15 protein-coding genes are annotated in these 19570 nt (G+C 70.4%); 5 read left to right on the top strand and 10 right to left on the bottom strand.

Features of this window, described 5'->3' with window-relative positions:
* Positions 1-1187 (bottom strand): maltose alpha-D-glucosyltransferase (treS, locus tag BEK98_RS34560; RefSeq protein ID WP_094220671.1); only part of this gene is annotated, 1187 nt, incomplete at its 3' end.
* Complete coding sequence (locus tag BEK98_RS34555; RefSeq protein ID WP_094220670.1) at positions 1184-3313, bottom strand: alpha-1,4-glucan--maltose-1-phosphate maltosyltransferase; 2130 nt, start codon at positions 3311-3313, stop codon at positions 1184-1186. The genes treS and BEK98_RS34555, both read right to left, overlap by 4 nt.
* A gap of 337 nt (positions 3314-3650) precedes the next feature.
* Between BEK98_RS34555 and BEK98_RS34550 the strand changes: the two genes are divergently transcribed.
* The gene (locus tag BEK98_RS34550) at positions 3651-6269 is read left to right on the top strand and encodes a glycosyltransferase family 1 protein (protein ID WP_094220669.1); all 2619 of its coding nucleotides are present in this window, start codon (positions 3651-3653) and stop codon (positions 6267-6269) included.
* Between the two features lie 3 nt (positions 6270-6272).
* On the opposite strand, the gene BEK98_RS34545 is transcribed toward BEK98_RS34550, so the two are convergent.
* The 3 genes from BEK98_RS34545 to BEK98_RS34535 all read right to left on the bottom strand — a co-directional run bounded on the left by BEK98_RS34545 (position 6273) and on the right by BEK98_RS34535 (position 10815).
* The gene (locus BEK98_RS34545) at positions 6273-6794 is read right to left on the bottom strand and encodes a DUF1990 domain-containing protein (RefSeq protein ID WP_094220668.1); all 522 of its coding nucleotides are present in this window, start codon (positions 6792-6794) and stop codon (positions 6273-6275) included.
* Positions 6795-6859: 65 nt separating this feature from the next.
* Positions 6860-8524 (bottom strand): M4 family metallopeptidase, encoded by a 1665-nt coding sequence (locus BEK98_RS34540; protein ID WP_094220667.1) that lies wholly within the window; start codon positions 8522-8524, stop codon positions 6860-6862.
* Between the two features lie 251 nt (positions 8525-8775).
* Complete coding sequence (locus BEK98_RS34535) at positions 8776-10815, bottom strand: M4 family metallopeptidase (RefSeq protein ID WP_094220666.1); 2040 nt, start codon at positions 10813-10815, stop codon at positions 8776-8778.
* A gap of 336 nt (positions 10816-11151) precedes the next feature.
* Here BEK98_RS34535 and BEK98_RS34530 point away from each other — a divergent pair, with 336 nt between their 5' ends.
* Positions 11152-11763 (top strand): TetR/AcrR family transcriptional regulator, encoded by a 612-nt coding sequence (locus BEK98_RS34530; protein ID WP_094220665.1) that lies wholly within the window; start codon positions 11152-11154, stop codon positions 11761-11763.
* Between the two features lie 38 nt (positions 11764-11801).
* Here the strand turns inward: BEK98_RS34530 and BEK98_RS34525 are convergent, their stop codons facing one another.
* The 4 genes from BEK98_RS34525 to BEK98_RS34510 all read right to left on the bottom strand — a co-directional run bounded on the left by BEK98_RS34525 (position 11802) and on the right by BEK98_RS34510 (position 15971).
* On the bottom strand, positions 11802-12203 hold the full coding sequence (locus tag BEK98_RS34525; RefSeq protein ID WP_094220664.1) for a tautomerase family protein: 402 nt from the start codon (positions 12201-12203) through the stop codon (positions 11802-11804).
* Positions 12204-12222: 19 nt separating this feature from the next.
* A complete protein-coding gene (locus tag BEK98_RS34520; RefSeq protein WP_094220663.1) occupies positions 12223-12984 on the bottom strand; it encodes an SDR family oxidoreductase in 762 nt (253 codons plus the stop codon).
* 53 nt (positions 12985-13037) lie between these two features.
* Positions 13038-14648: a benzoylformate decarboxylase gene (gene mdlC / locus BEK98_RS34515; protein ID WP_094220662.1), complete on the bottom strand. Its 1611-nt coding sequence runs from the start codon at positions 14646-14648 to the stop codon at positions 13038-13040.
* Positions 14649-14810: 162 nt separating this feature from the next.
* Positions 14811-15971, bottom strand: a complete 1161-nt coding sequence (locus BEK98_RS34510; protein ID WP_094220661.1) for an alpha-hydroxy-acid oxidizing protein — start codon at positions 15969-15971, stop codon at positions 14811-14813.
* A 107-nt stretch (positions 15972-16078) separates the two neighbouring features.
* Between BEK98_RS34510 and BEK98_RS34505 the strand changes: the two genes are divergently transcribed.
* Positions 16079-17113 carry an Lrp/AsnC family transcriptional regulator gene (locus BEK98_RS34505; protein ID WP_094220660.1) on the top strand — a complete coding sequence of 345 codons (1035 nt, stop codon included), beginning with the start codon at positions 16079-16081 and terminating at the stop codon, positions 17111-17113.
* 168 nt (positions 17114-17281) lie between these two features.
* On the opposite strand, the gene BEK98_RS34500 is transcribed toward BEK98_RS34505, so the two are convergent.
* A complete protein-coding gene (locus tag BEK98_RS34500) occupies positions 17282-17572 on the bottom strand; it encodes a muconolactone Delta-isomerase family protein (RefSeq protein ID WP_094220659.1) in 291 nt (96 codons plus the stop codon).
* A 150-nt stretch (positions 17573-17722) separates the two neighbouring features.
* Here BEK98_RS34500 and BEK98_RS34495 point away from each other — a divergent pair, with 150 nt between their 5' ends.
* On the top strand, positions 17723-18646 hold the full coding sequence (locus BEK98_RS34495) for a LysR family transcriptional regulator (protein ID WP_094220658.1): 924 nt from the start codon (positions 17723-17725) through the stop codon (positions 18644-18646).
* Positions 18647-18860: 214 nt separating this feature from the next.
* Positions 18861-19568: an SDR family NAD(P)-dependent oxidoreductase gene (locus tag BEK98_RS34490; protein ID WP_094220657.1), complete on the top strand. Its 708-nt coding sequence runs from the start codon at positions 18861-18863 to the stop codon at positions 19566-19568.
* Positions 19569-19570 lie beyond the last annotated feature (2 nt).

Genomic DNA, 19570 nt, shown 5'->3' with positions numbered 1-19570 from the left:
TCGCCGTAGTAGAGGATCGGTGAGCCGGGCAGGGAGAGCAGCAGGGCGGTGAACAGTTCGATCTGGTTGCGGTCGTTGTCGAGCAGGGGTGCGAGGCGGCGGCGGATGCCGATGTTGGCGCGCATACGCGGGTCTTTCGCGTATTCGGCCCACATGTAGTCGCGTTCCTCGTCGGTGACCATTTCGAGGGTCAGCTCGTCGTGGTTGCGCAGGAAGATGCCCCACTGGCAGTTCGAGGGGATGGCCGGGGTCTTGGCGAGGATCTCCGAGACCGGATAACGCGACTCGCGTCGGACGGCCATGAAGATGCGGGGCATGACGGGGAAGTGGAAGGCCATGTGGCATTCGTCGCCGCCGGCCTGGTAGTCGCCGAAGTAGTCGACGACGTCCTCGGGCCACTGGTTGGCTTCCGCCAGCAGGACGGTGTCGGGGTACTGGGCGTCGATCTCCTTGCGCACCCGCTTCAGGAACTCGTGGGTCGCCGGCAGGTTCTCGCAGTTCGTGCCCTCCTGCTGGTACAGGTACGGCACGGCGTCCAGCCGGAACCCGTCGATACCCAGGTCCAGCCAGAACTTCAGCGCGGAGATCATCTCCTCCTGCACCGCCGGGTTCTCGTAGTTGAGGTCCGGCTGGTGCGAGAAGAAGCGGTGCCAGTAGTACTGCTTGCGTACGGGGTCGTACGTCCAGTTGGAGGCCTCGGTGTCGACGAAGATGATCCGGGCGTCCTGGAACTGCTTGTCGTCGTCGGCCCAGACGTAGTAGTCGCCGTACGGACCGTCCGGATCCCGCCTGGACTCCTGGAACCACGGGTGCTGGTCGCTGGTGTGGTTCATGACGAAGTCGATGATGACGCGCATGCCGCGCTGGTGGGCGGCGTCCACGAACTCCACGAAGTCGGCCAGGTCACCGAATTCGGGGAGTACGGCGGTGTAGTCGGAGACGTCGTAGCCGCCGTCACGCAGGGGTGACTTGAAGAACGGTGGCAGCCAGAGGCAGTCGACGCCGAGCCACTGCAGGTAGTCGAGCTTGGCGGTCAGACCCTTGAGGTCGCCGACGCCGTCACCGTTGCTGTCCTGGAAGGAGCGGACCAGCACCTCGTAGAAGACGGCGCGTTTGAACCACTCCGGGTCCCGGTCCTGGGCGGGTGTGTCCCCGAAGGTGTCCGGGACGGGCTCGTTGACGATCATATTGTGGGTGACCCTCCGATCTGCGGGGTGGACGGTCGCAGAACCGAGAAGACATGCGCGGGCCTATGGCCCGGTTCGAGGCGCACATAGTTGGCCCTGCCCCAGTGATAGGTCTCGCCGGTGAGCAGATCGCGCACCGGCACCGACTCGTGCCAGTTCAGGCCGAGTTGCGGCATGTCCAACGAGACCGTGGCTTCCTGGGTGTGGTGGGGGTCGAGGTTGGCGACCACCAGAACCGTGTTCGATCCGCTCCGCTTCGAGTAGACGATCACCTCGTCCTTGTCGGCGTGGTGGAAGTGGAGGTCGCGCAGCTGCCGCAGAGCGGGATTGTGGCGCCTGATCTCGTTGAGCTGGGTGATGAGGGGGGCGAGGGTGCGGCCCTCGCGTGCGGCGGACGCCCAGTCGCGGGGTTTGAGCTGGTACTTCTCCGAGTCGAGGTACTCCTCGCCGCCCTGGCGCAGTGGGGTGTTCTCGCAGAGTTCGTAGCCGCTGTAGATGCCCCAGGTCGGGGAGAGGGTGGCGGCGAGCACGGCGCGGGTCTCGAAGGCGGGACGGCCGCCGTGCTGGAGGTAGGCGTGCAGGATGTCGGGGGTGTTGGCGAAGAGGTTCGGCCGCATGTAGGAGGCGGCCTCACCCGAGAGTTCGGTCAGGTACTCCGTCAGTTCCCGCTTGGTGTTGCGCCAGGTGAAGTACGTGTACGACTGCTGGAATCCGACCTGCGCCAGGGTGTGCATCATCGCCGGGCGGGTGAAAGCCTCCGCCAGGAAGATGACATCGGGGTCGGCGCGGTTGACCTCCCCGATCACGCGCTCCCAGAACACGACCGGTTTGGTGTGCGGGTTGTCGACGCGGAAGATCCGCACCCCGTGTCCCATCCAGTGCCGCAGGATGCGCACGGTTTCGGTGATCAGGCCGTCCAGGTCGGCGTCGAAGGCGATGGGGTAGATGTCCTGGTACTTCTTCGGCGGGTTCTCCGCGTAGGCGATCGTCCCGTCCGGGCGGTGGTGGAACCACTCCGGGTGCTTGTCCACCCAGGGGTGGTCCGGGGAGCACTGCAGGGCGAAGTCCAGGGCCACCTCCAGGCCCAGCTCCCGCGCGCGGGCGACGAAATGGTCGAAGTCCTCCAGGGTGCCCAGGTCGGGGTGGACGGTGTCGTGCCCGCCCTCGGGCGAACCGATCGCCCACGGCACCCCGACGTCGTCCGGGCCGGCGGTGAGGGTGTTGTTGCGGCCCTTGCGGAACGTCGTACCGATCGGGTGGATCGGCGGGAGGTAGACGACGTCGAAGCCCATCTCCGCGATCGCCTTCAACCGCTGGGCGGCCGACCGGAAGGTGCCGTGCGGCTGCTCGGGCGTGCCCTCCGAACGCGGGAAGAACTCGTACCAGGAGCCGTACAACGCCCGCTCCCGCTCGACCAGCAGCGGCATCGCGTCGGACGCGGTGACCAACTCCCGCAGCGGATAACGGGACACCACCGCCTCCACCTCGGGCGCCAGTGCCGCCGCGAGCCGCCAGGCGGCCGGGCGGTCCTCGTCCCGCAGCGCGGCGGCGGCCTCCAGGACGACGTCCCGCCGTTCCTCGGGGACTTCGGCGGCCGTCCGTTCGTACAGCCGGGCGCCCTCCTCCAGGACCAGGCCGGTGTCGATGCCCGCCGGGATCTTGATCTGTGCGTGGTGCCGCCAGGTGGCGACCGGGTCCGACCAGGCCTCCACCGTGTACGTCCAGTGGCCGGGCTCGCCGGCGGTCACGGTGGCGCCGTAACGGTCGGTGCCCGGGGCCAGTTCGCGCATCGGGGTCCAGGGGCCCGGGCGGCCCTGGGGGTCCCGCAGGACGACGTTCGCGGCGACGGCGTCGTGTCCCTCGCGGAACACGGTGGCCGACACCTCGAACGACTCACCGGCCACCGCCTTGGCGGGCCTGCGCCCATGCTGGACCACGGGGCGCACGTCGAGGACGGGGATACGGCCGAGGGTGGTGGGTTCGGCCGGGGCGGCGCGCTGCCGGGGCGGCACCGGGGCCGCGTCCTGGACGTCCTCGGCCGGCTTTCCGGATTTCTTGCCAGAAGTTTTCCTTCCGGCTGCCTTGCTGGTTGTCGTGGGTGCTGACGAGTGGTGCGTGGCGGGCATGACCGCTCCTGTCCGCTTCAACGTGGGTGTGGGCGGATGGGTGTGGGGAGGTGGGTCCTGCAGGTGAGCTGTGGTGCGGCTGTGGGGCGTACCGGAGGAGCCTTCCCACCCTATTCGGGTGGGCAATCCGGCACTTTGTTAACTACTCACGCGTATGTCTACGCACAAGACCGGCCCCTTTTCCGGTTTCCCACCGGGGCGGCCGTCACGCCCCCGCCGCGCCCCGACACCCGCCCCTGCCACGTCCCCACCGACCCCCCGGTAACCACTAACGTCGACCCTGACGACGAGACGTACAGCGCCGTGCGTCTCACCCCGCAACGCGTCGAGGTGGAATGTGAAGGCGATCCGTCGGTTCACCGTCCGTCCCGTTCTCCCCGAACCCCTCCGGCCGCTGAGCGACCTGGCACGCAATCTGCGCTGGTCCTGGCATGCGGAAACGCGCGACCTGTTCCAGTCCGTCGACCCCGAACGCTGGGCCGGCGCCGGGGGCGACCCGGTGCGGCTGCTGGGCGGGGTGAGCCCGGACCGGCTCACCGAGCTGGCCGGGGACCGGCGGTTCCTGCGCCGGCTGACCGCGGCCGCCGACGACCTGGGCGACTACGTGACCGGCGACCGCTGGTACCAGCAGCAGGACGACGGGCTGCCCGCCGCCGTCGCCTACTTCTCGCCCGAGTTCGGTATCACGGCCGCGCTGCCCCAGTACTCCGGCGGCCTCGGCATCCTGGCCGGCGACCATCTCAAGGCGGCCAGCGACCTCGGGGTCCCGCTCATCGGTGTCGGCCTGCTCTACCGGCACGGATACTTCCGCCAGACCCTGTCCCGGGACGGCTGGCAGCAGGAGCACTACCCGGTGCTCGATCCCCATGAGCTGCCCGTCAGCCTGCTGAAGGAGGCCGACGGCACCCCCGCCCAGGTCTCCCTCGCGCTGCCCGGCGGCAGGGCGCTGCACGCCCGGATCTGGCTGGCGCAGGTGGGCCGGGTGCCGCTGCTGATGCTCGACTCGGACGTGGAGGAGAACGACTTCGGCGAACGCGGGGTGACCGACCGGCTGTACGGCGGTGGCAGCGAACACCGGCTGCTGCAGGAGATGCTGCTGGGGATAGGGGGTGTCCGGGCCGTGCGGACGTACTGCCGGCTCACCGGGCACCCGGGGCCCGAGGTGTTCCACACCAACGAGGGGCACGCCGGCTTCCTCGGGCTTGAGCGGATCGCCGAACTGTGCGACACGGGACTGGAATTCGACTCGGCGCTGGAGGCCGTGCGGGGCGGGACCGTGTTCACCACGCACACCCCGGTCCCGGCCGGGATCGACCGGTTCGACCGGGAGCTGGTCGCCCGGCACTTCGGGGCGGACGCCGAACTCCCGCGCATCGACGTGCAGCGGATCCTGGCGCTCGGCATGGAGACCTACCCGGGCGGCGAGCCGAACCTGTTCAACATGGCCGTGATGGGGCTCAGGCTGGCCCAGCGGGCGAACGGGGTGTCGCTGCTGCACGGGCAGGTCAGCCGGGAGATGTTCGCGGGTCTGTGGCCGGGATTCGACGCCGAGGAGGTGCCGATCACCTCCGTGACCAACGGGGTGCACGCCCCGACCTGGGTGGCCCCGGAGGTGCTCAGGCTCGGCGCCCGGGAGGTCGGCGCCCAGCGGGCCGAGGACGCGCTGAGCGTCGGCGGCTCCGAGCGCTGGGACTCGGTCGCGGACATCCCGGACCAGGAGATCTGGGAGCTGCGCCGCACCCTGCGCGAACAGCTGGTGCTGGAGGTACGGGAGCGGCTGCGTGTCTCCTGGCGGCAGCGTGGCGCCGGGGACGCCGAGTTGGGCTGGATCGACGGTGTCCTCGACCCCGACGTCCTGACCATCGGCTTCGCCCGCCGCGTCCCCTCCTACAAGCGGCTTACGCTGATGCTGCGCGACCGGGACCGGCTGATGGAGCTGCTGCTGCACCCGGAGCGGCCGATCCAGATCGTGGTCGCCGGCAAGGCGCATCCGGCGGACGACGGCGGCAAGCGCCTGGTCCAGGAGCTGGTGCGCTTCGCGGACGACCCGCGGGTCCGCCACCGCGTCGTCTTCCTGCCCGACTACGGCATGGCGATGGCGCAGAAGCTCTACCCCGGCTGTGACGTCTGGCTGAACAACCCGCTGCGCCCGCTGGAGGCCTGCGGCACGAGCGGGATGAAGGCGGCGCTGAACGGCTGCCTCAACCTCTCGGTCCTGGACGGCTGGTGGGACGAGTGGTTCCAGCCGGACTTCGGCTGGGCCATCCCGACCGCCGACGGCGCGGGCACCGACCCGGACCGCCGTGACGACATCGAGGCCGCGGCCCTGTACGACCTCCTCGAACAGCGGGTCACGCCGCGCTTCTACGAGGGCGGCCGGGGCGGGCTGCCGGACCGGTGGATCGACATGGTCCGCCAGACCCTCACCCTGCTGGGCCCGAAGGTGCTGGCGGGCCGCATGGTCCGCGAGTACGTCGAGCGCCTGTACGCGCCCGCCGCCCAGTCCCATCGGGCGCTGACCGGGGACACGGCCCGTGAACTGGCCGTGTGGAAGGCCAGGGTGCGCGCCGCCTGGTCCGGCGTGAGCGTCGACCACGTGGAGACGACGGCCGCGACGGCCACCGCGGAACTGGGCTCGACCGTGGGGCTGCGGGTGCGGGTGGGGCTCGGCGACCTCGGGCCGGACGACGTGGAGGTGCAGGCGGTCTCCGGCCGGGTCGACGCGCAGGACCGCATCACCGACGCCACGGTGGTCCCGCTGAAGCCGACCGGCGCCCCGGACCTGGAGGGCCGCCGTGTCTACGAGGGCCCGCTCTCCCTGGACCGCACCGGCCCCTACGGCTACACGATCCGCATCCTCCCGGCCCACCGCCTGCTCGCCGCGGGCGCGGAACTGGGCCTGGTGACGGTGCCGTCGGAGGAGGCGGTGGAGGGGGCCGGGGTGCTGATGCGGTGAGCGTCAGTCCTCGAGGCCCCGGGTGGCCAGTTCCCTGAGCACCTTGCCGCACCTGCGGGCGTACGCGTGCTGCAGTCCGCGGGTCGCGGCCCCGCCCGCGCGGGCGTACCACTTGCGGGCGCGGCTGAAGGCGGCCACCGTCAGCCAGACGGTGCCGTCGCCGGTCCGGTCGACGACGAAGGCCTCCTCGCCGCACTCGGGGTGGCCTTCCAGGGTGCCGTAGGCCCAGCCGGCGCGGCGGGGTTCCTCTACGGTCCAGACGATGCGGCAGGGGGCCTTGATGAGGCCGGCGAGGGTGACCGTGACGTCGACGTCGGGGGCCGCGCGGTCGGCGGTGGCGTCGATGCCCACGCCCATCGCGCGGTGCATCTCCCAGGTCAGGACCGCCTCGGCGGCCTGTCGGAAGACCTCGGGGCCCTCGCCTAGGCGGGTGCGTTCGAACAGGGGGTGGAAGCCGGGCGGGCAGAAGGTCAGGTCGTCGCGGGTCGCGCCGACCGGCTCGTAGGTGAAGGGCGCCGAGGACATGGGTCACAAGAGTAGGGCGGTACCCGGGACGCCTTCCGCCCGGGTACCGCCCGTCAAGCGCTGGGTCAGCTGGTGACGTTGACCCCGGTCCAGGCCGCCTTCACCGCGTTGTACTCGGTGCTGCCGGAGCCGTAGAGGTCCGCCGCGGCCGACAGGGTGCCCGCGCGGGCGCCCGAGTAGTCGGTCGTGGACGTGAAGTACGTCGTCAGCGCCTTGTACCAGATCTGCAGCGCCTTGGCGCGGCCGATGCCGGTGACCGTCGAGCCGGTCTTCGTCGGGGAGTTGTAGCTCACCCCGTTGATCGTCTTCGCGCCGCTGCCCTCCGACAGCAGGTAGAAGAAGTGGTTCGCCACACCCGACGAGTAGTGCACGTCGAGGTTGCCGACGGAGGAGGACCAGTAGTCCGCCGAGCCGCCGTCCTTGCTGGGCTTGTCCATGTAGCGCAGCGGGGTGCCGTCGCCGTTGATGTTGATCTTCTCGCCGATGAGGTAGTCACCGGGGTCCGAGGCGTTGTTCGCGAAGAACTCCACGCCGGTGCCGAAGATGTCGGAGGTGGCCTCGTTCAGGCCGCCCGACTCGTCCGAGTAGTCCAGGCCCGCGGTGTTGGCGGTGACGCCGTGGCTCATCTCGTGGCCGGCGACGTCGAGGGAGGTCAGCGGGTCGGCGTTGCCGTCACCGTCGCCGTAGGTCATGCAGAAGCAGCTGTCGTCCCAGAACGCGTTGACGTAGGCGTTGCCGTAGTGGACGCGGGAGTAGGCGCCGACGCCGTCGTTCTTGATACCGCTGCGGCCGAAGGTGCTCTTGTAGAAGTCCCAGGTCTCCGCCGCGCCGTACGCGGCGTCGGCCGCGGCGGTCTGGTCGGAGGAGGACGTGGAGGCGGTGCCGGTGCCGAAGGTGTTGGTCGAGCTGCTGACCAGGGTGCCCTTGCCGGACGTCTTGCGGGCCAGGTTGTAGGTCTTGTGGCTGCCGCGCGAGGCGTCGGTCAGGTTGTACGTCGAGCCCGACAGGGTGGTGGTGAGGCTGACGGTGCCCGAGTACAGCGTCTTGCCGGTGCCGGTCGCGTTCTCGATGCCCTGGTACTCGAAGAGCTTCTTGCCCGTGGCGGCGTCGGTGATGACGTGCAGCTGGTTCGGGGTGCCGTCGTCCTGCAGACCGCCGACGACCGTCTCGTAGGCGAGGACGGGCTTGCCGGAGCCGGCCCAGATCACCTTGCGCGCGCCGTCCGCGGAGGTCTTGGCGGAGCCCAGGGTCTTGGCGGCGCCCACGGCCTGCTTCTCGGCCTTGGCGGCGGTGATCTGCGGCTTGAGCGAGGCCACCTTGATGGTCGCCTTGGTCGCCTTGGTGACGCCCTCGGCCTTGCCCGACTTGGCGGTGTGGACGACCAGGTCGCCGCCGAGCACCGGCAGGCCGGCGTAGGTGCGCTCGTAGCGGGTGTGGACGGTGCCGTCGACGTCCTTGACGACGTCCTTGACGACCAGGTTCTCCTTGGCGCCGAGGCCTATCTGCTGCGCGGTCCGGGCAGCGCCGGCCTGGGCCTGCTGGATCAGGGTGGTACGGGCAGCGGCGGACAGCGAGGTCGGGGCGGCAGCCAGCGTCTTGGTGGCGGCGGCCTCGGCCGGGGTCTGGGCGTTGGCGCTGGTGGCCAGCCCGGTGGAGAGCAGGGCTCCGGCGGCGACAGCGGTGGCGACGGCCAGAGTGGTGCGCTTGTGACGCGCGTAGAGGGGGCTCACAGAAGCTCCTTCTCGTGGGGGAGTCCGGGCAGTGTGGGGTTACTGGCCGGAGTGTGTGGCGTTGTGAAGTTGCTGTGCTGCTGCGGCGGGTGGAGAGAGAGTGACATCAGGGACGCGTACATGTCAGGACCCGGAAGTGATGTTGGCCGAAAATCGACTGTCCGGTTAACGTTTCAGCAATGTAAACGGGCGCCGCCCGAGGGGCTCGAACCCCCGGACGGCGCCCTGTTCTCGCGCTGGTGGGGTGCGGTTTACGGGAACGTCAGCTTCCAGCTGTTGATCGTGCCGACGTCCTGCGCGGCCTGGTCCTGGACCTTCAACTTCCAGGTGCCATTGGCCGATTCGGAGGAGGCGTTGACCGTGTAGGTCTCGCTGACGTTGTCCGCCGAGTCGGAGGAGGAGAAGTTCTTCAGGCGGTACGAGGTGCCCGAGGGGCCGACCAGATCGATCACCAGGTCACCGCGCCAGGTGTGCGTGATGTCCACGCTCACCGAGAGGTTGCTCGGCGCGTTTCCGCTCCTGCCGGAGACGGTGATGTTCGAGGTGACCGCGGGCCCGTTGTCCGGGATCGACACCGGCGAGGTGTTCTCGTACGAGGTGCCGCCGCCCCCGCCGCCACCGGAGCGCGCACCGACCGCCACGCCCGCCCAGGCGTCCTGCACCGCCTTGTACTCGGCGCTGGTGGTGCCGTACAGCTCGCCGGCCGCCGCGAGTGTGCCGGTGCGGGCGCCCGCGTAGTTGGTGGTGGACGTCCACTTGGTGGTCAGCGCCCGGTACCAGATCTGCAGCGCCTTGTCCCGGCCGATGCCGGTGACCGGAAGGCCGTCCGCCGTCGGCGAGTTGTAGGTGACACCGTTGATGACCTTGGTGCCGCTGCCCTCGCTCAGCAGGTAGAAGAAGTGGTTCGCGGGGCCCGAGGAGTAGTGCACGTCGAGGTTGCCGAGCCCCGAGTACCAGCTGTCCTTGGACGCGCCGTCCTTGCTCGGCTTGTCCATGTAGCGCAGCGGGGTGCCGTCGCCGTTGATGTCGATCTTCTCGCCGATGAGGTAGTCGCCGACGTCGGTCGAGTTGTTGGCGTAGAACTCCACGCCGGTGCCCATGATGTCGGAGGTGGCCTCGTTCAGGCCGCCGGACTCACCGCTGTAGTTGAGGCCCGCGGTGTTGGCGGTGACACCGTGGCTCATCTCGTGGCCCGCGACGTCGAGGGAGGTCAGCGGGTCGGCGTTGCCGGAGCCGTCGCCGTAGGTCATGCAGAAGCAGCTGTCGTCCCAGAAGGCGTTCACGTACGCGTTGCCGTAGTGGACGCGGGAGTAGGCGCCGACGCCGTTGTTCTTGATGCCGCTGCGCCCGAAGACGTTCTTGTAGAAGTCCCAGGTGACCGCGGCGCCGTAGTGGGCGTCCGCGCCCGCGGTGGCGGCGTTGGACGTGGTGCCGTTGCCCCAAGTGTCGTTGGTCTGGGAGAACAGGGTGCCGGTGCCCGAGGTGCCGCGGTTCAGGTTGTACGTCTTGTGGCCGCCGCGCGCCCCGTCGTTCAGCGTGTAGTTCGAGCCCGACTGGGTGCTCGTCAGCGTCACCTGGCCGCTGTACTGGGTGTTGCCGATGCCCGTCTTGATGCCCTGGTACTCGAAGAGCTTCTTGCCGGTGGCGGCGTCGGTGACGACGTGCAGCTGGTTCGGGGTGCCGTCGTCCTGGAGCCCGCCGACGATCGTCTCGTAGGCGAGGACGGGCTTGCCGCTGCCCGCCCAGATCACCCTGCGCACGCTGTCCGCGGCCGACTTGCTGCCACCGAGGGCCTTGGCCCGCTGGACGGCCTGCTTCTCGACCGAGGCCTTCGACACGGCCGGGGTGAGGTCGGCGACCTTCAGCGAGGCGTTGGTGGCCTTGATGACGGACTTCGTCGCGCCGGACTTGGCGGTGTCCACGACGAGGTCGCCGCCGAGCACCGGCAGACCCGCGTACGTCCGCTCGTAGCGGGTGTGCACGGTCCCGTCGGCGTCCTTGACGACGTCGTGGACGACCAGCTTCTCCTTGGCCCCGAGGCCTATGGACCGCGCCGTGGCGGCCTTCCCGGCATCCGCGTGCCGGATCAGCTCGGCGCGCTGCGAGGGCGAGAGCTTGACCGCCACATGGGCGGGGTTGACCTTGCCGGCCTGCGGCTTCGCCGGGGCGGCGGACGCGGCGCCCGACTGGACGGCCGCGGCGATCAGGGCGGCGACACCCGCGAGGGCGACGGTGGCGGTGCGGCGGTGCGAGACGTGGGAGGTGCGTCTGCGAGAGGTGCTACTCAACACTGACTCCTTCTGCGTGACCGCGGGTCGCGCGGCCAGGGGAGACCGGACGGTGGGTTGGGACGTCCGGGCAGAACAGGGCGTTACGCGGAACCACGTGCAGGTGCGGAGCCGGGCCCACGCGAGCATGGGGAACTGTGGGGTTGCTGTGGGTCGGCCGTGGGAAGAGTGGCAGGGGATCACGGTGTCTGTCAGGACCGCGTCAGAAACTTGGCTGGAAATGGTCCGTTGACCGGTTGTTCATGTTCGATATGCGGATTGTTGGCTGGGTTGGTCGGGCTGTCGGTCGTCCGGCGATCGGTCCAGCTCGGAATAGTCGACCGGTCGTAAAATGGCCCCATGGGACGTACCAGTGATGCCCGGGAGAAGATCCTCGGCGCCGCGTGGTCTCTGATCGAGGCGCGTGGTTACTCCGCCCTGGGCGTGGCCGAGATCTGCAAGGCGGCCGGCGTGCCCAAGGGGAGCTTCTACTACTTCTTCGAGTCCAAGGAAGCGCTCGCGCTGGCCGTCATCGACGAGCACTGGGCCGGCCAGAAACGCACCTGGAGCGCCGCTCTGGCCGGCGACGCGGAACCGCTGCACCGACTGCGCCGGCTGTTCGAGGAGACCGAGGCCGCCCAGCGGGCCGGCCAGCAGAGCTGCGGCACCGTCTCGGGCTGCCTGTTCGGGAACCTCGCCCTGGAGATGAGCAACCAGACCGAGGCGATCCGCGCCCGGCTGCAGGAGATCTTCGACGCCCAGGTCGAGATGGTCGACTCGGTCATCGCCGAGGCGCTTGAGCGGCGGGAGGTCGACGTGGCCGACCCGAGGGAGGCGGCGCGGGCCGTGGTCGCCCAGCTCGAGGGTCAGGTGCTGTTCGCCAAGCTGTACAACAGCCCGCGTCGGCTGGGCGCCCTGTGGGCCAACTGCCTTGCGCTGCTGGGCGCGCGGGAGGCTGTGGCGGGGGTGTGAGGCGCGCCCGCCGCTCCACGCCGTTCAGACGGTCGCGTTCATGCCTCGGTCCGGCGCAGCCACTCCCTTTCCTCGCCCGGCTCGGGCAGCACATGACCGCCTTCGACAGCGGACCGGGCAGGACTGTCCTGGAGCACCACCATGATCCGGCTCTCGTCCACGCCGGAGATCCGTGCGGTCGCCGAAGAAAGTTCCAGGGCCAGTCTTGTCGCCTCCTCCTGCGGATGGCCGCGCCGTACCCAGCCGGTCAGGATCAGCGGTGTCGCCGGTCGACCGCCCGCGAAGACACTGTCCGCGGGCAGGTCGGAGAAGACCACGTTGACGTAGGCCGGCGGCACATGGTTGATGTCCGCGTGAATCCGGGTGATCTCGGCTGCCAGTCGGGCCTTCAAGTCGCTTGTCAGAGACCCCTGGGCGGCCGTGCAGGTGTAAACGGGCATTTTGCCTCCTCGGAAACCGCTAGAAGCCTTTGCGTACGCCGCCGTCGATCGACACCATCACACCGGTGAGGTACGACGCGGCCGGCGACAGCAGGAAGGCGGCGCTGCGGCCGAACTCGTCGGGGGTTCCGTAGCGGCGCAGCGGGACGCCGGCGGTCGCGCGCTCGCGGGCCGCGGCGGGATCGCCGGCCCGCGCGTCGAGTTCGCGTACGCGGTCGGTCTCGATGTGGGCGGGCACGAGGCCGACGACGCGGATGCCCCTCGGGCCCAGCTCGTTCGCGAGGTTCTTCGCGTAACCGGCCAGGCCCGGCCGCAGGGCATTGGAGATCGCGAGGCCGGGAATCGGTTCGTACACGGAGCTGGAGAGGACGAAGCCGATGACGCCTCCCTCGCCCAGCTCCGCCGCGACGGCGCGGGAGAGCCGCACCGCGCCGAGGAAGACCGACTCGAAGGCGGCGCGCCACTGGTCGTCGTCGACGGTGTCCGACGTGCCTGCCGGAGGCCCGCCGACACTGATGAGCACCCCGTCCAACCGCTTGAAGGCATCGCGGGCCGCGGCGATCAGCCGCTCCGGAGCGTCCGTGTCGGCGTTGTCGGCCACGACGCCGACCGCCTGCCCCGGGCCGCCGAGTTCCGCCTGTGCGGCGGCCACCGACTTCTCACTGCGGCCGCTGACGACCACCCTCGCCCCGTCGGCCACCAGCTCGCGCGCGGCGGCCATGCCCAGCCCCCGGGTGCCACCGGTGACTATGTACACCCGGTCCTTCAGTCCGAAATCCATGCTCGCTGCCCTCTCTCCGCTGGTCTCTTTCCCGATCGTGTGAGCTGCGCGGCCTACAACATCGCCTTCTGCGGTTGCGTGGTGACGACGATGACCGTGGTGGTGCCGGCGGACAGGGCCGTCTTGAACTCCCGCTCCAGGTCGTCGGTGGTCTCCACGTCGACCCCGCGGCATCCGAAGCCGCGGGCCACGGCGGCGATGTCGAGCCCCGGCAGGTCGAGCCCCGGCACGCCCGGCGTCTCCTCCAGCACCGCGAACGACTTGAGGATGGAGTACTCCTGGTTGCGCATCACCACATAGACGATCGGGAGGTCATGCTGGGCCGCCGTGTAGATGGCCTGCACGGAGTACTGGAAGGAGCCGTCGCCGATCAGGCCGATCACCGGCCGTTCGACGCCCCGGTCCCGGTCGCCGAGCGCGACGCCCACCGCGGCCGGGGTGCCCCAGCCGATGCCGCCGCTGGCCGTCGCGAAGAACGATCCGGTCCGGGTGGTGGGGAGCCACTCGATCTGCTGCGCCATCGTGGAGGTCGATTCGTTGACGATGACCGCGTCCGACGGCCGGACCCTGTTCAGGGCGGCATACACCTCCGGCGGAGTGAGCGGGGTGTTCGGCGCCTGCGGCAGCTCACGCGGGCGCCGCATCGGTTCCGGAGCGGTCCGTGCCGATCCCTCCGTGACCATGTCCAGGAGCAGTTCGATCGCCGTCCTGGGATCGCCCAGGATGCTGTCGCCCACCCGCGCCGCGGCGGCCACCCCCGGATTGCCGGTGATCTGCAGCAGTTCGGTGCCTTCGGGGAGGTAGTCGCCGGGCACGTAGGGGTAGTAGCGGAACACCTCCGCGCCGATCGCGACGACCAGGTCGTGCCCGGTCAGCCGGTCGCTGATGGTCTTCACCGACATGCCGAGCGGACCGCAGAAGAGCGGGTGGTCCTCGGGGAAGGAGGCGCGGTCCAGCAGCGGGGCGCCGTAGACGGCCGCGCGCAGCTTCTCCGCCAGTGCGACGGCCGCGTCCCAGCCGCCGCTGCGGTCGACCTCCGGCCCGAAGACCAGCGCGGGACGGCGGCTCGCGGAGATGCGTTCGGCGAATCCGCGCAGTCGCCCGGTGTCGGGGGCCACGCGGTCGCTCACCGTGCGCACCCGGCTGAAACCGGACAGGGGCCGCTTCCAGTCGTCCATCGGAATCGACAGGTAGACAGGTCCTGTCGGCGGCTGCAACGCCTCCGCGTAGGCCCGCATGAAGGCCTCGGGGACGTCTTCGGCGCGGGCCGGTTCGTAGGACCATTTCACCCACGGCTTCGGGAGTGTGGTGGCCTCGCGGTTGCCGAGGTACGGCTCACCGATCACCAGTTCCCGGTGCTGCTGGCCGGAGGTGATGATCAGGGGCGTGCTTCCGTGGTAGGCCGCCACCAGGTTGCCCACCGCGTTTCCCATCCCGGCCGAGGAGTGCAGGTTGACCAGCGCGGGGCGTCCGGTCACCTGGGCGAAGGTGTCGGCCATCGCGATGACGGACGCCTCCTGCAGCGCCAGCACATAGGTGAAGTCCTCGGGGAACTCCTGAAGGAAGGGCTGTTCGGTGGAGCCGGGATTTCCGAAGACCGTGGTGAGGTTCAGGGTGCGCAGCAGGTCGTAGGTCACGCTGCGGACGGTGGATTGCTCGGTCATGGTTGCCATCGACTTTCTTGCTGGGGCTGGGTTTCGGGCGTCGTGGGGGATGCCGTGGCCGGCGCGCCAGTCTGATCCTGCTCGACTAATAGGTGTATGTCCTGAAATATGATCTGTTCGGGGATGGGCCTGCAGCATCCGGCCCCGACCGGTCGACGGGTGTCAGCCGAGGCGGCGGAGGGCGTCGGGGGTGAGGTCGGCGAGGGAGGGGTAGCCGTCGACGGCCATGATCAGGTCGGCCTCGGCGAGCAGGGCTCGCAGGACGTGGACGACGCCGGCCTCGCCGCCGTGGGCGAGACCGTATGTGTAGGGGCGGCCGACGCCGACGGCGGTGGCGCCCAGGGCGACCGCCTTGACGATGTCGGCTCCCGTGCGGACACCCGAGTCGAACAGGACCGGCATGCCGTCGGCCGCGTCGACCACGCCGGGCAGGGCGTCCAGGGCGGGCAGGCCACCGTTGGCCTGGCGTCCGCCGTGGTTGGAGCAGTAGATGCCGTCCACGCCGCCGTCCTTGGCGCGGCGGACGTCATCGGGGTGGCAGATGCCCTTGAGGAGCAGCGGCAGGCCGGTGGTCGAGCGCAGCCACGGCAGGTCGTCCCAGGTGAGGGGGTTGCCGAAGATCCGCGCCCACTCGGTGACCGCTGCCTTCGGGTCGTCTTCCGGGCTGCCGGCGAGGCGGGAGCGGAACACGGGGTCGCTGGTGTAGTTGGCCAGGCAGTTCCCGCGCAGCTGAGGGAAGTTGCTGACAGCGAGGTCGCGGGGGCGCCAGCCGGTGATCCAGGTGTCCAGTGTGATCACGATGCCCTTGAAGCCGGCCTTCTCGGCACGGTGGATCAGGCTCTCGGCCAGCTCCCGGTCGGTGGGGGTGTAGAGCTGGAAGAAGCCCGGGGTGTCGCCGAGTTCGGCGGCGACCTGCTCCAGCGGATCGACGGTCAGGGTGGAGGCGACCATCGGGACGCCGGTGCGGGCGGCGGCGCGGGCGGTGGCGAGATCGCCGTGGCCGTCCTGCGCGCACAGCCCGATCACGCCGACCGGGGCCATGAACAGCGGCGAGGGCAGGCGCATCCCGAACAGGTCGACGGACAGATCCCGGTCGGTGGCCCCGACCATCATGCGGGGGACCAGGCCCCAGCGTTCGAACGCCGTGACGTTCGCCCGCTGGGTCCGCTCGTCGCCGGCGCCGCCCGCGACATAGGAGCGGACCGAAGCGGGCATCGCGGCCTGAGCCAGCGGCTCCAGCTCGTCGTAGGTCATCGGGAAGCGCGGCACCACCCCGCGCAGCCCGTCCAGGTAGATCTCGTCCTGATAGTCGCCGTACGCCATGATCGGCCCTCCTTCACGCTCGCCGGGTGCGGGCCCCTGAAGTCCACAATGGGAGAGTGACGGACGAAAGCCGCCAAACGCAGGATTCTGGCTCACAGGACAGGAACGTGCAGGATGATGCACCGCCGCTGCTGACAGAGGGCGAGCTGGCACTGATCAACGCCTTGCAGTTGCAGCCGCGGGCCTCATGGACCGAGCTGGGGCGCGCCCTGGGCGTCGACCCGGTCACCGTCGCGCGCCGCTTCGGCCGCCTGGCCGACCAGGGCACCGCCTGGGTGGGCTTCTCGCCCGGCCCACGCCTGTTCGAGCAGATCTGCGTGGCCTTCGTCGTGATCGACTGCTCCCCGGGAACCACCGCCGAGGTCGCGCGGACCCTGGGCGCACACCCCCACATGCTCACGATCGAGCGTGCCGCCGCCGGCCACGACATCCTCGCCGTCGTCGCCACCCGCGACCTGCCGGCCCTCTCCCGCTACACCCTCGACCTGCTCCCGCACCTCCCCGGTGTCGCCACCGTGCAGGCCCGGATCGTCACCCACATGTTCACCGAGGGCGGCCGATGGCGCATCGCCGCCCTGGCCCCCGACCAGCGCGCCCAGCTGACCGGCCCGCCACCGGCCCACACCCCGGTCGCCCCGGGCGAGATCACCCCCTTCGACCGCGCCCTCATCACCCGGCTCGCCCACGACGGCCGCGCTCCCTACCAGAGCCTGGCCAACGACCTCGGCGTCAGCCTCAACACCGCCAAACGCCGCACCGAACACCTCACCCGACGCGGCCTCCTGCGGTTCCGCTGCGACTTCGCCCGGCCCCTCGGCGGCTGGCCCGTCTCGGTCACCCTCTGGGCCAAAGTCCCGCCCGCCGACCTCCCCGAGATCGGTCCGGCCCTCATCCGCCTGCCCGAAACCCGCAACTGCGCCGCCGTCAGCGGTCCCCACAACCTCATCCTCCAGGCGAGCCTGCACTCCGTCAGTGACGTCCTGCGCCTGGAAACCCAACTTGCCACCGCTCACCCGAGCCTCGACATCGTCGACCGCGTCATCGCCCTGCGCCAGGACAAACTGCTCGGGCACCTCCTGGACCCCCATGGCCGCTCCGTCGGCGTCATCCCGCCCGACCTCTGGGCGGAGCCGGCGACTTGAGGTGCCGTCGGCTTGCTCCGAGCCCTGAACTCGGCTCCGCTCCCTCAGGCTTCGCCCCTGTCAGGGTCCGCCGTGGCCTCCGCAGGTGCGGGCCGTCGTACCGGAGCGCCCTGCCGCACCTCCACCCCGTGGTGCGGGTGGAACGGGGTGCGGGCGGCGGCTGTGCCGTCAGTGGCTGCCCGGGTCGTTGGGGTGGGGTTCGAGCGGGGTGACGGTCACGGTCATCCACGGGCGCAGGGGCAGGGTGCCGAGCACCTTCTCGTGGAGTTCCGCCTCGTCCGCGGCCCGCCAGACGCCGATGCTGCGCAGCTCGCCGACCGGGCGCCACAGCCGCGCCAGGTTGCCGGTGGCGGCCAGTTCCCGCGCGCGGACCGCCTCGGCGGCCCGCCGCCTGTCGACCTCGTCCTGGCTGGTGCCGTCGGGGACGGTGGTCGTGATCTCGACCAGGAACTCTCGCATGGTCCTGCTCCGCTTCGGTGGGGCGTACGGCCGGGCCCGCCGCGGTCACTTCTCGCCGGGCCTCCATGTCCTCATCGTCCGCCCGCCCCGGCGGGCACGCCACGACAGGCTTCCTCGCTCCTGGGAGGCGCCGCCTCTCACCGACGTAGCATGACGGGCGTGGAGCTGCGCCAACTTCGCTACTTCGTCGCGGTGGCCGAGGAACTCAACTTCGGCCGGGCCGCCAAACGGCTCCTGATCGCCGGGCCGTCCCTGTCCCAGCAGATCAAGGCGCTCGAACGCGACCTGGGGGTGCGGCTGTTCGACCGCGACCGCCGTTCGGTGGCCCTCACCCCGGCCGGCTCGGCGCTGCTCCCGCACACCCGCGCCCTGCTGGAACAGGCCGACGACCTGCAGCGACGCGCGCGTGGGCTGGCGGGTTCGGAACCGGTCCGGCTCGGCTACGTCAACTGGCTGCCCGCGGACCTGATCGCCCGTACCTCCGCCGTGGCCCAGGTCCACATCGACGCATGGGTCGCCCCCTCGCACGCCCAGGCCGCCCGGGTCGCCGACGGCGGCCTGGACCTCGCGGTGTGCTGGGTGCGCACCGAGGACCTGGAGCGGCGCGACCTGTGCGCCCGGCTCATCGGCGCCGACCGGCTCTACGCCGTCGCCACCGGCAAGGACACGAGCGAGGTGACCGCCGGGGAGACCGCCGTACTCCTGGACGACGACGCCACCTCCTGGTCGTCCTGGAACGCCTACGCCGAGCAACTGGCCCGGGACACCGGGGCCCGCGCGCTGCGCATCTCCGACGGCGGCATCACCGGCCCCGCCTTCTTCGACCACGTCCGCCGCAGCGGCCGCCCCGTCATCAACTCGCCCAAGGGCCAGACGACTCCGCTCCCTCCCGACCTCGTCCAACGCCCTGTCGTCGCCCCGCGGATCCACTGGACCTGGTCCCTGGTGCGGCGCCGCGACGAAGTCCGTACGGCGGTCCTCGCCGTCGTCGAGGCCCTCTGCGAGGGCGTCGGCGACCTGGGCATCCACGGCCCGGACAGCTGGCTGCCCGACGGGGACCCGTACCAGCGCTAGCGACTTCCGGCGGCGAGCGGGGGCGCTGTCCCGCTGACGTGCACTGGGAGCCCGCGCCTCTCAGTTGCTAGGAAGCGGGTCCCGGCCGGGGCCCTCTCGACCTTTGACGCCCTCCGACGAGTCGGCCTACGGTCACATAGTCGACCGGTCGGCTAGTAACTGGACGTCAGGTCGCGGAATCCCTCGGTCCCACCCCACTCTGGAGAACATCCTCATGAGCACGCAGAAGGTCGCAGTCATCACCGGCGCCTCCCAGGGCATCGGCGCCGGACTCGTCGACGCCTACCGCAAGCTCGGCTACGCCGTCGTCGCCACCTCGCGCGGCATCGCGTCCTCCGGCGACCCGGACGTCCTGACCGTCCAGGGCGACATCACCGACCCCGCCACGGCCGAACGCGTCATCGCCGCCGGCGTGGAGCGGTTCGGCCGTATCGACACCCTGGTCAACAACGCGGGAATCTTCGTCGCCAAGCCCTTCACCGACTACACCCAGGACGACTACGCCGCCGTGACCGGGGTGAACCTCGCCGGCTTCTTCCGCGTCACCCAGCTGGCCGTCGAGCAGATGCTCACCCAGGGCGGCGGTCACCTCGTCAACGTCACCACCAGCCTGGTCGACCACGCGGACTCCCGCGTCCCCTCGGTACTGGCCTCGCTGACCAAGGGCGGACTGCAGTCCGCCACCAAGTCACTGGCCATCGAGTACGCCACCCGGGGCATCCGCGCCAACGCGGTCTCCCCGGGCACCATCAAGACGCCGATGCACGCGGAGGAGACCCATGAGGTGCTCGCCGGCCTGCAGCCGGTCGGCCGGATGGGCGAGCAGAGCGACATCGTGGACGCGGTGATCTACCTGGAGAACGCCCCGTTCGTCACGGGCGAGATCCTCCACGTCGACGGCGGCGTCAGCGCCGGCCACTGAAG

It is taken from the genome of Streptomyces diastatochromogenes, assembly GCF_002242805.1.
In the GTDB taxonomy this organism is placed as follows: domain Bacteria; phylum Actinomycetota; class Actinomycetes; order Streptomycetales; family Streptomycetaceae; genus Streptomyces; species Streptomyces diastatochromogenes.
The sequence above is the reverse complement of the archived record's forward strand: the minus strand, read 5'-3'. Positions and strand labels throughout refer to the sequence as shown.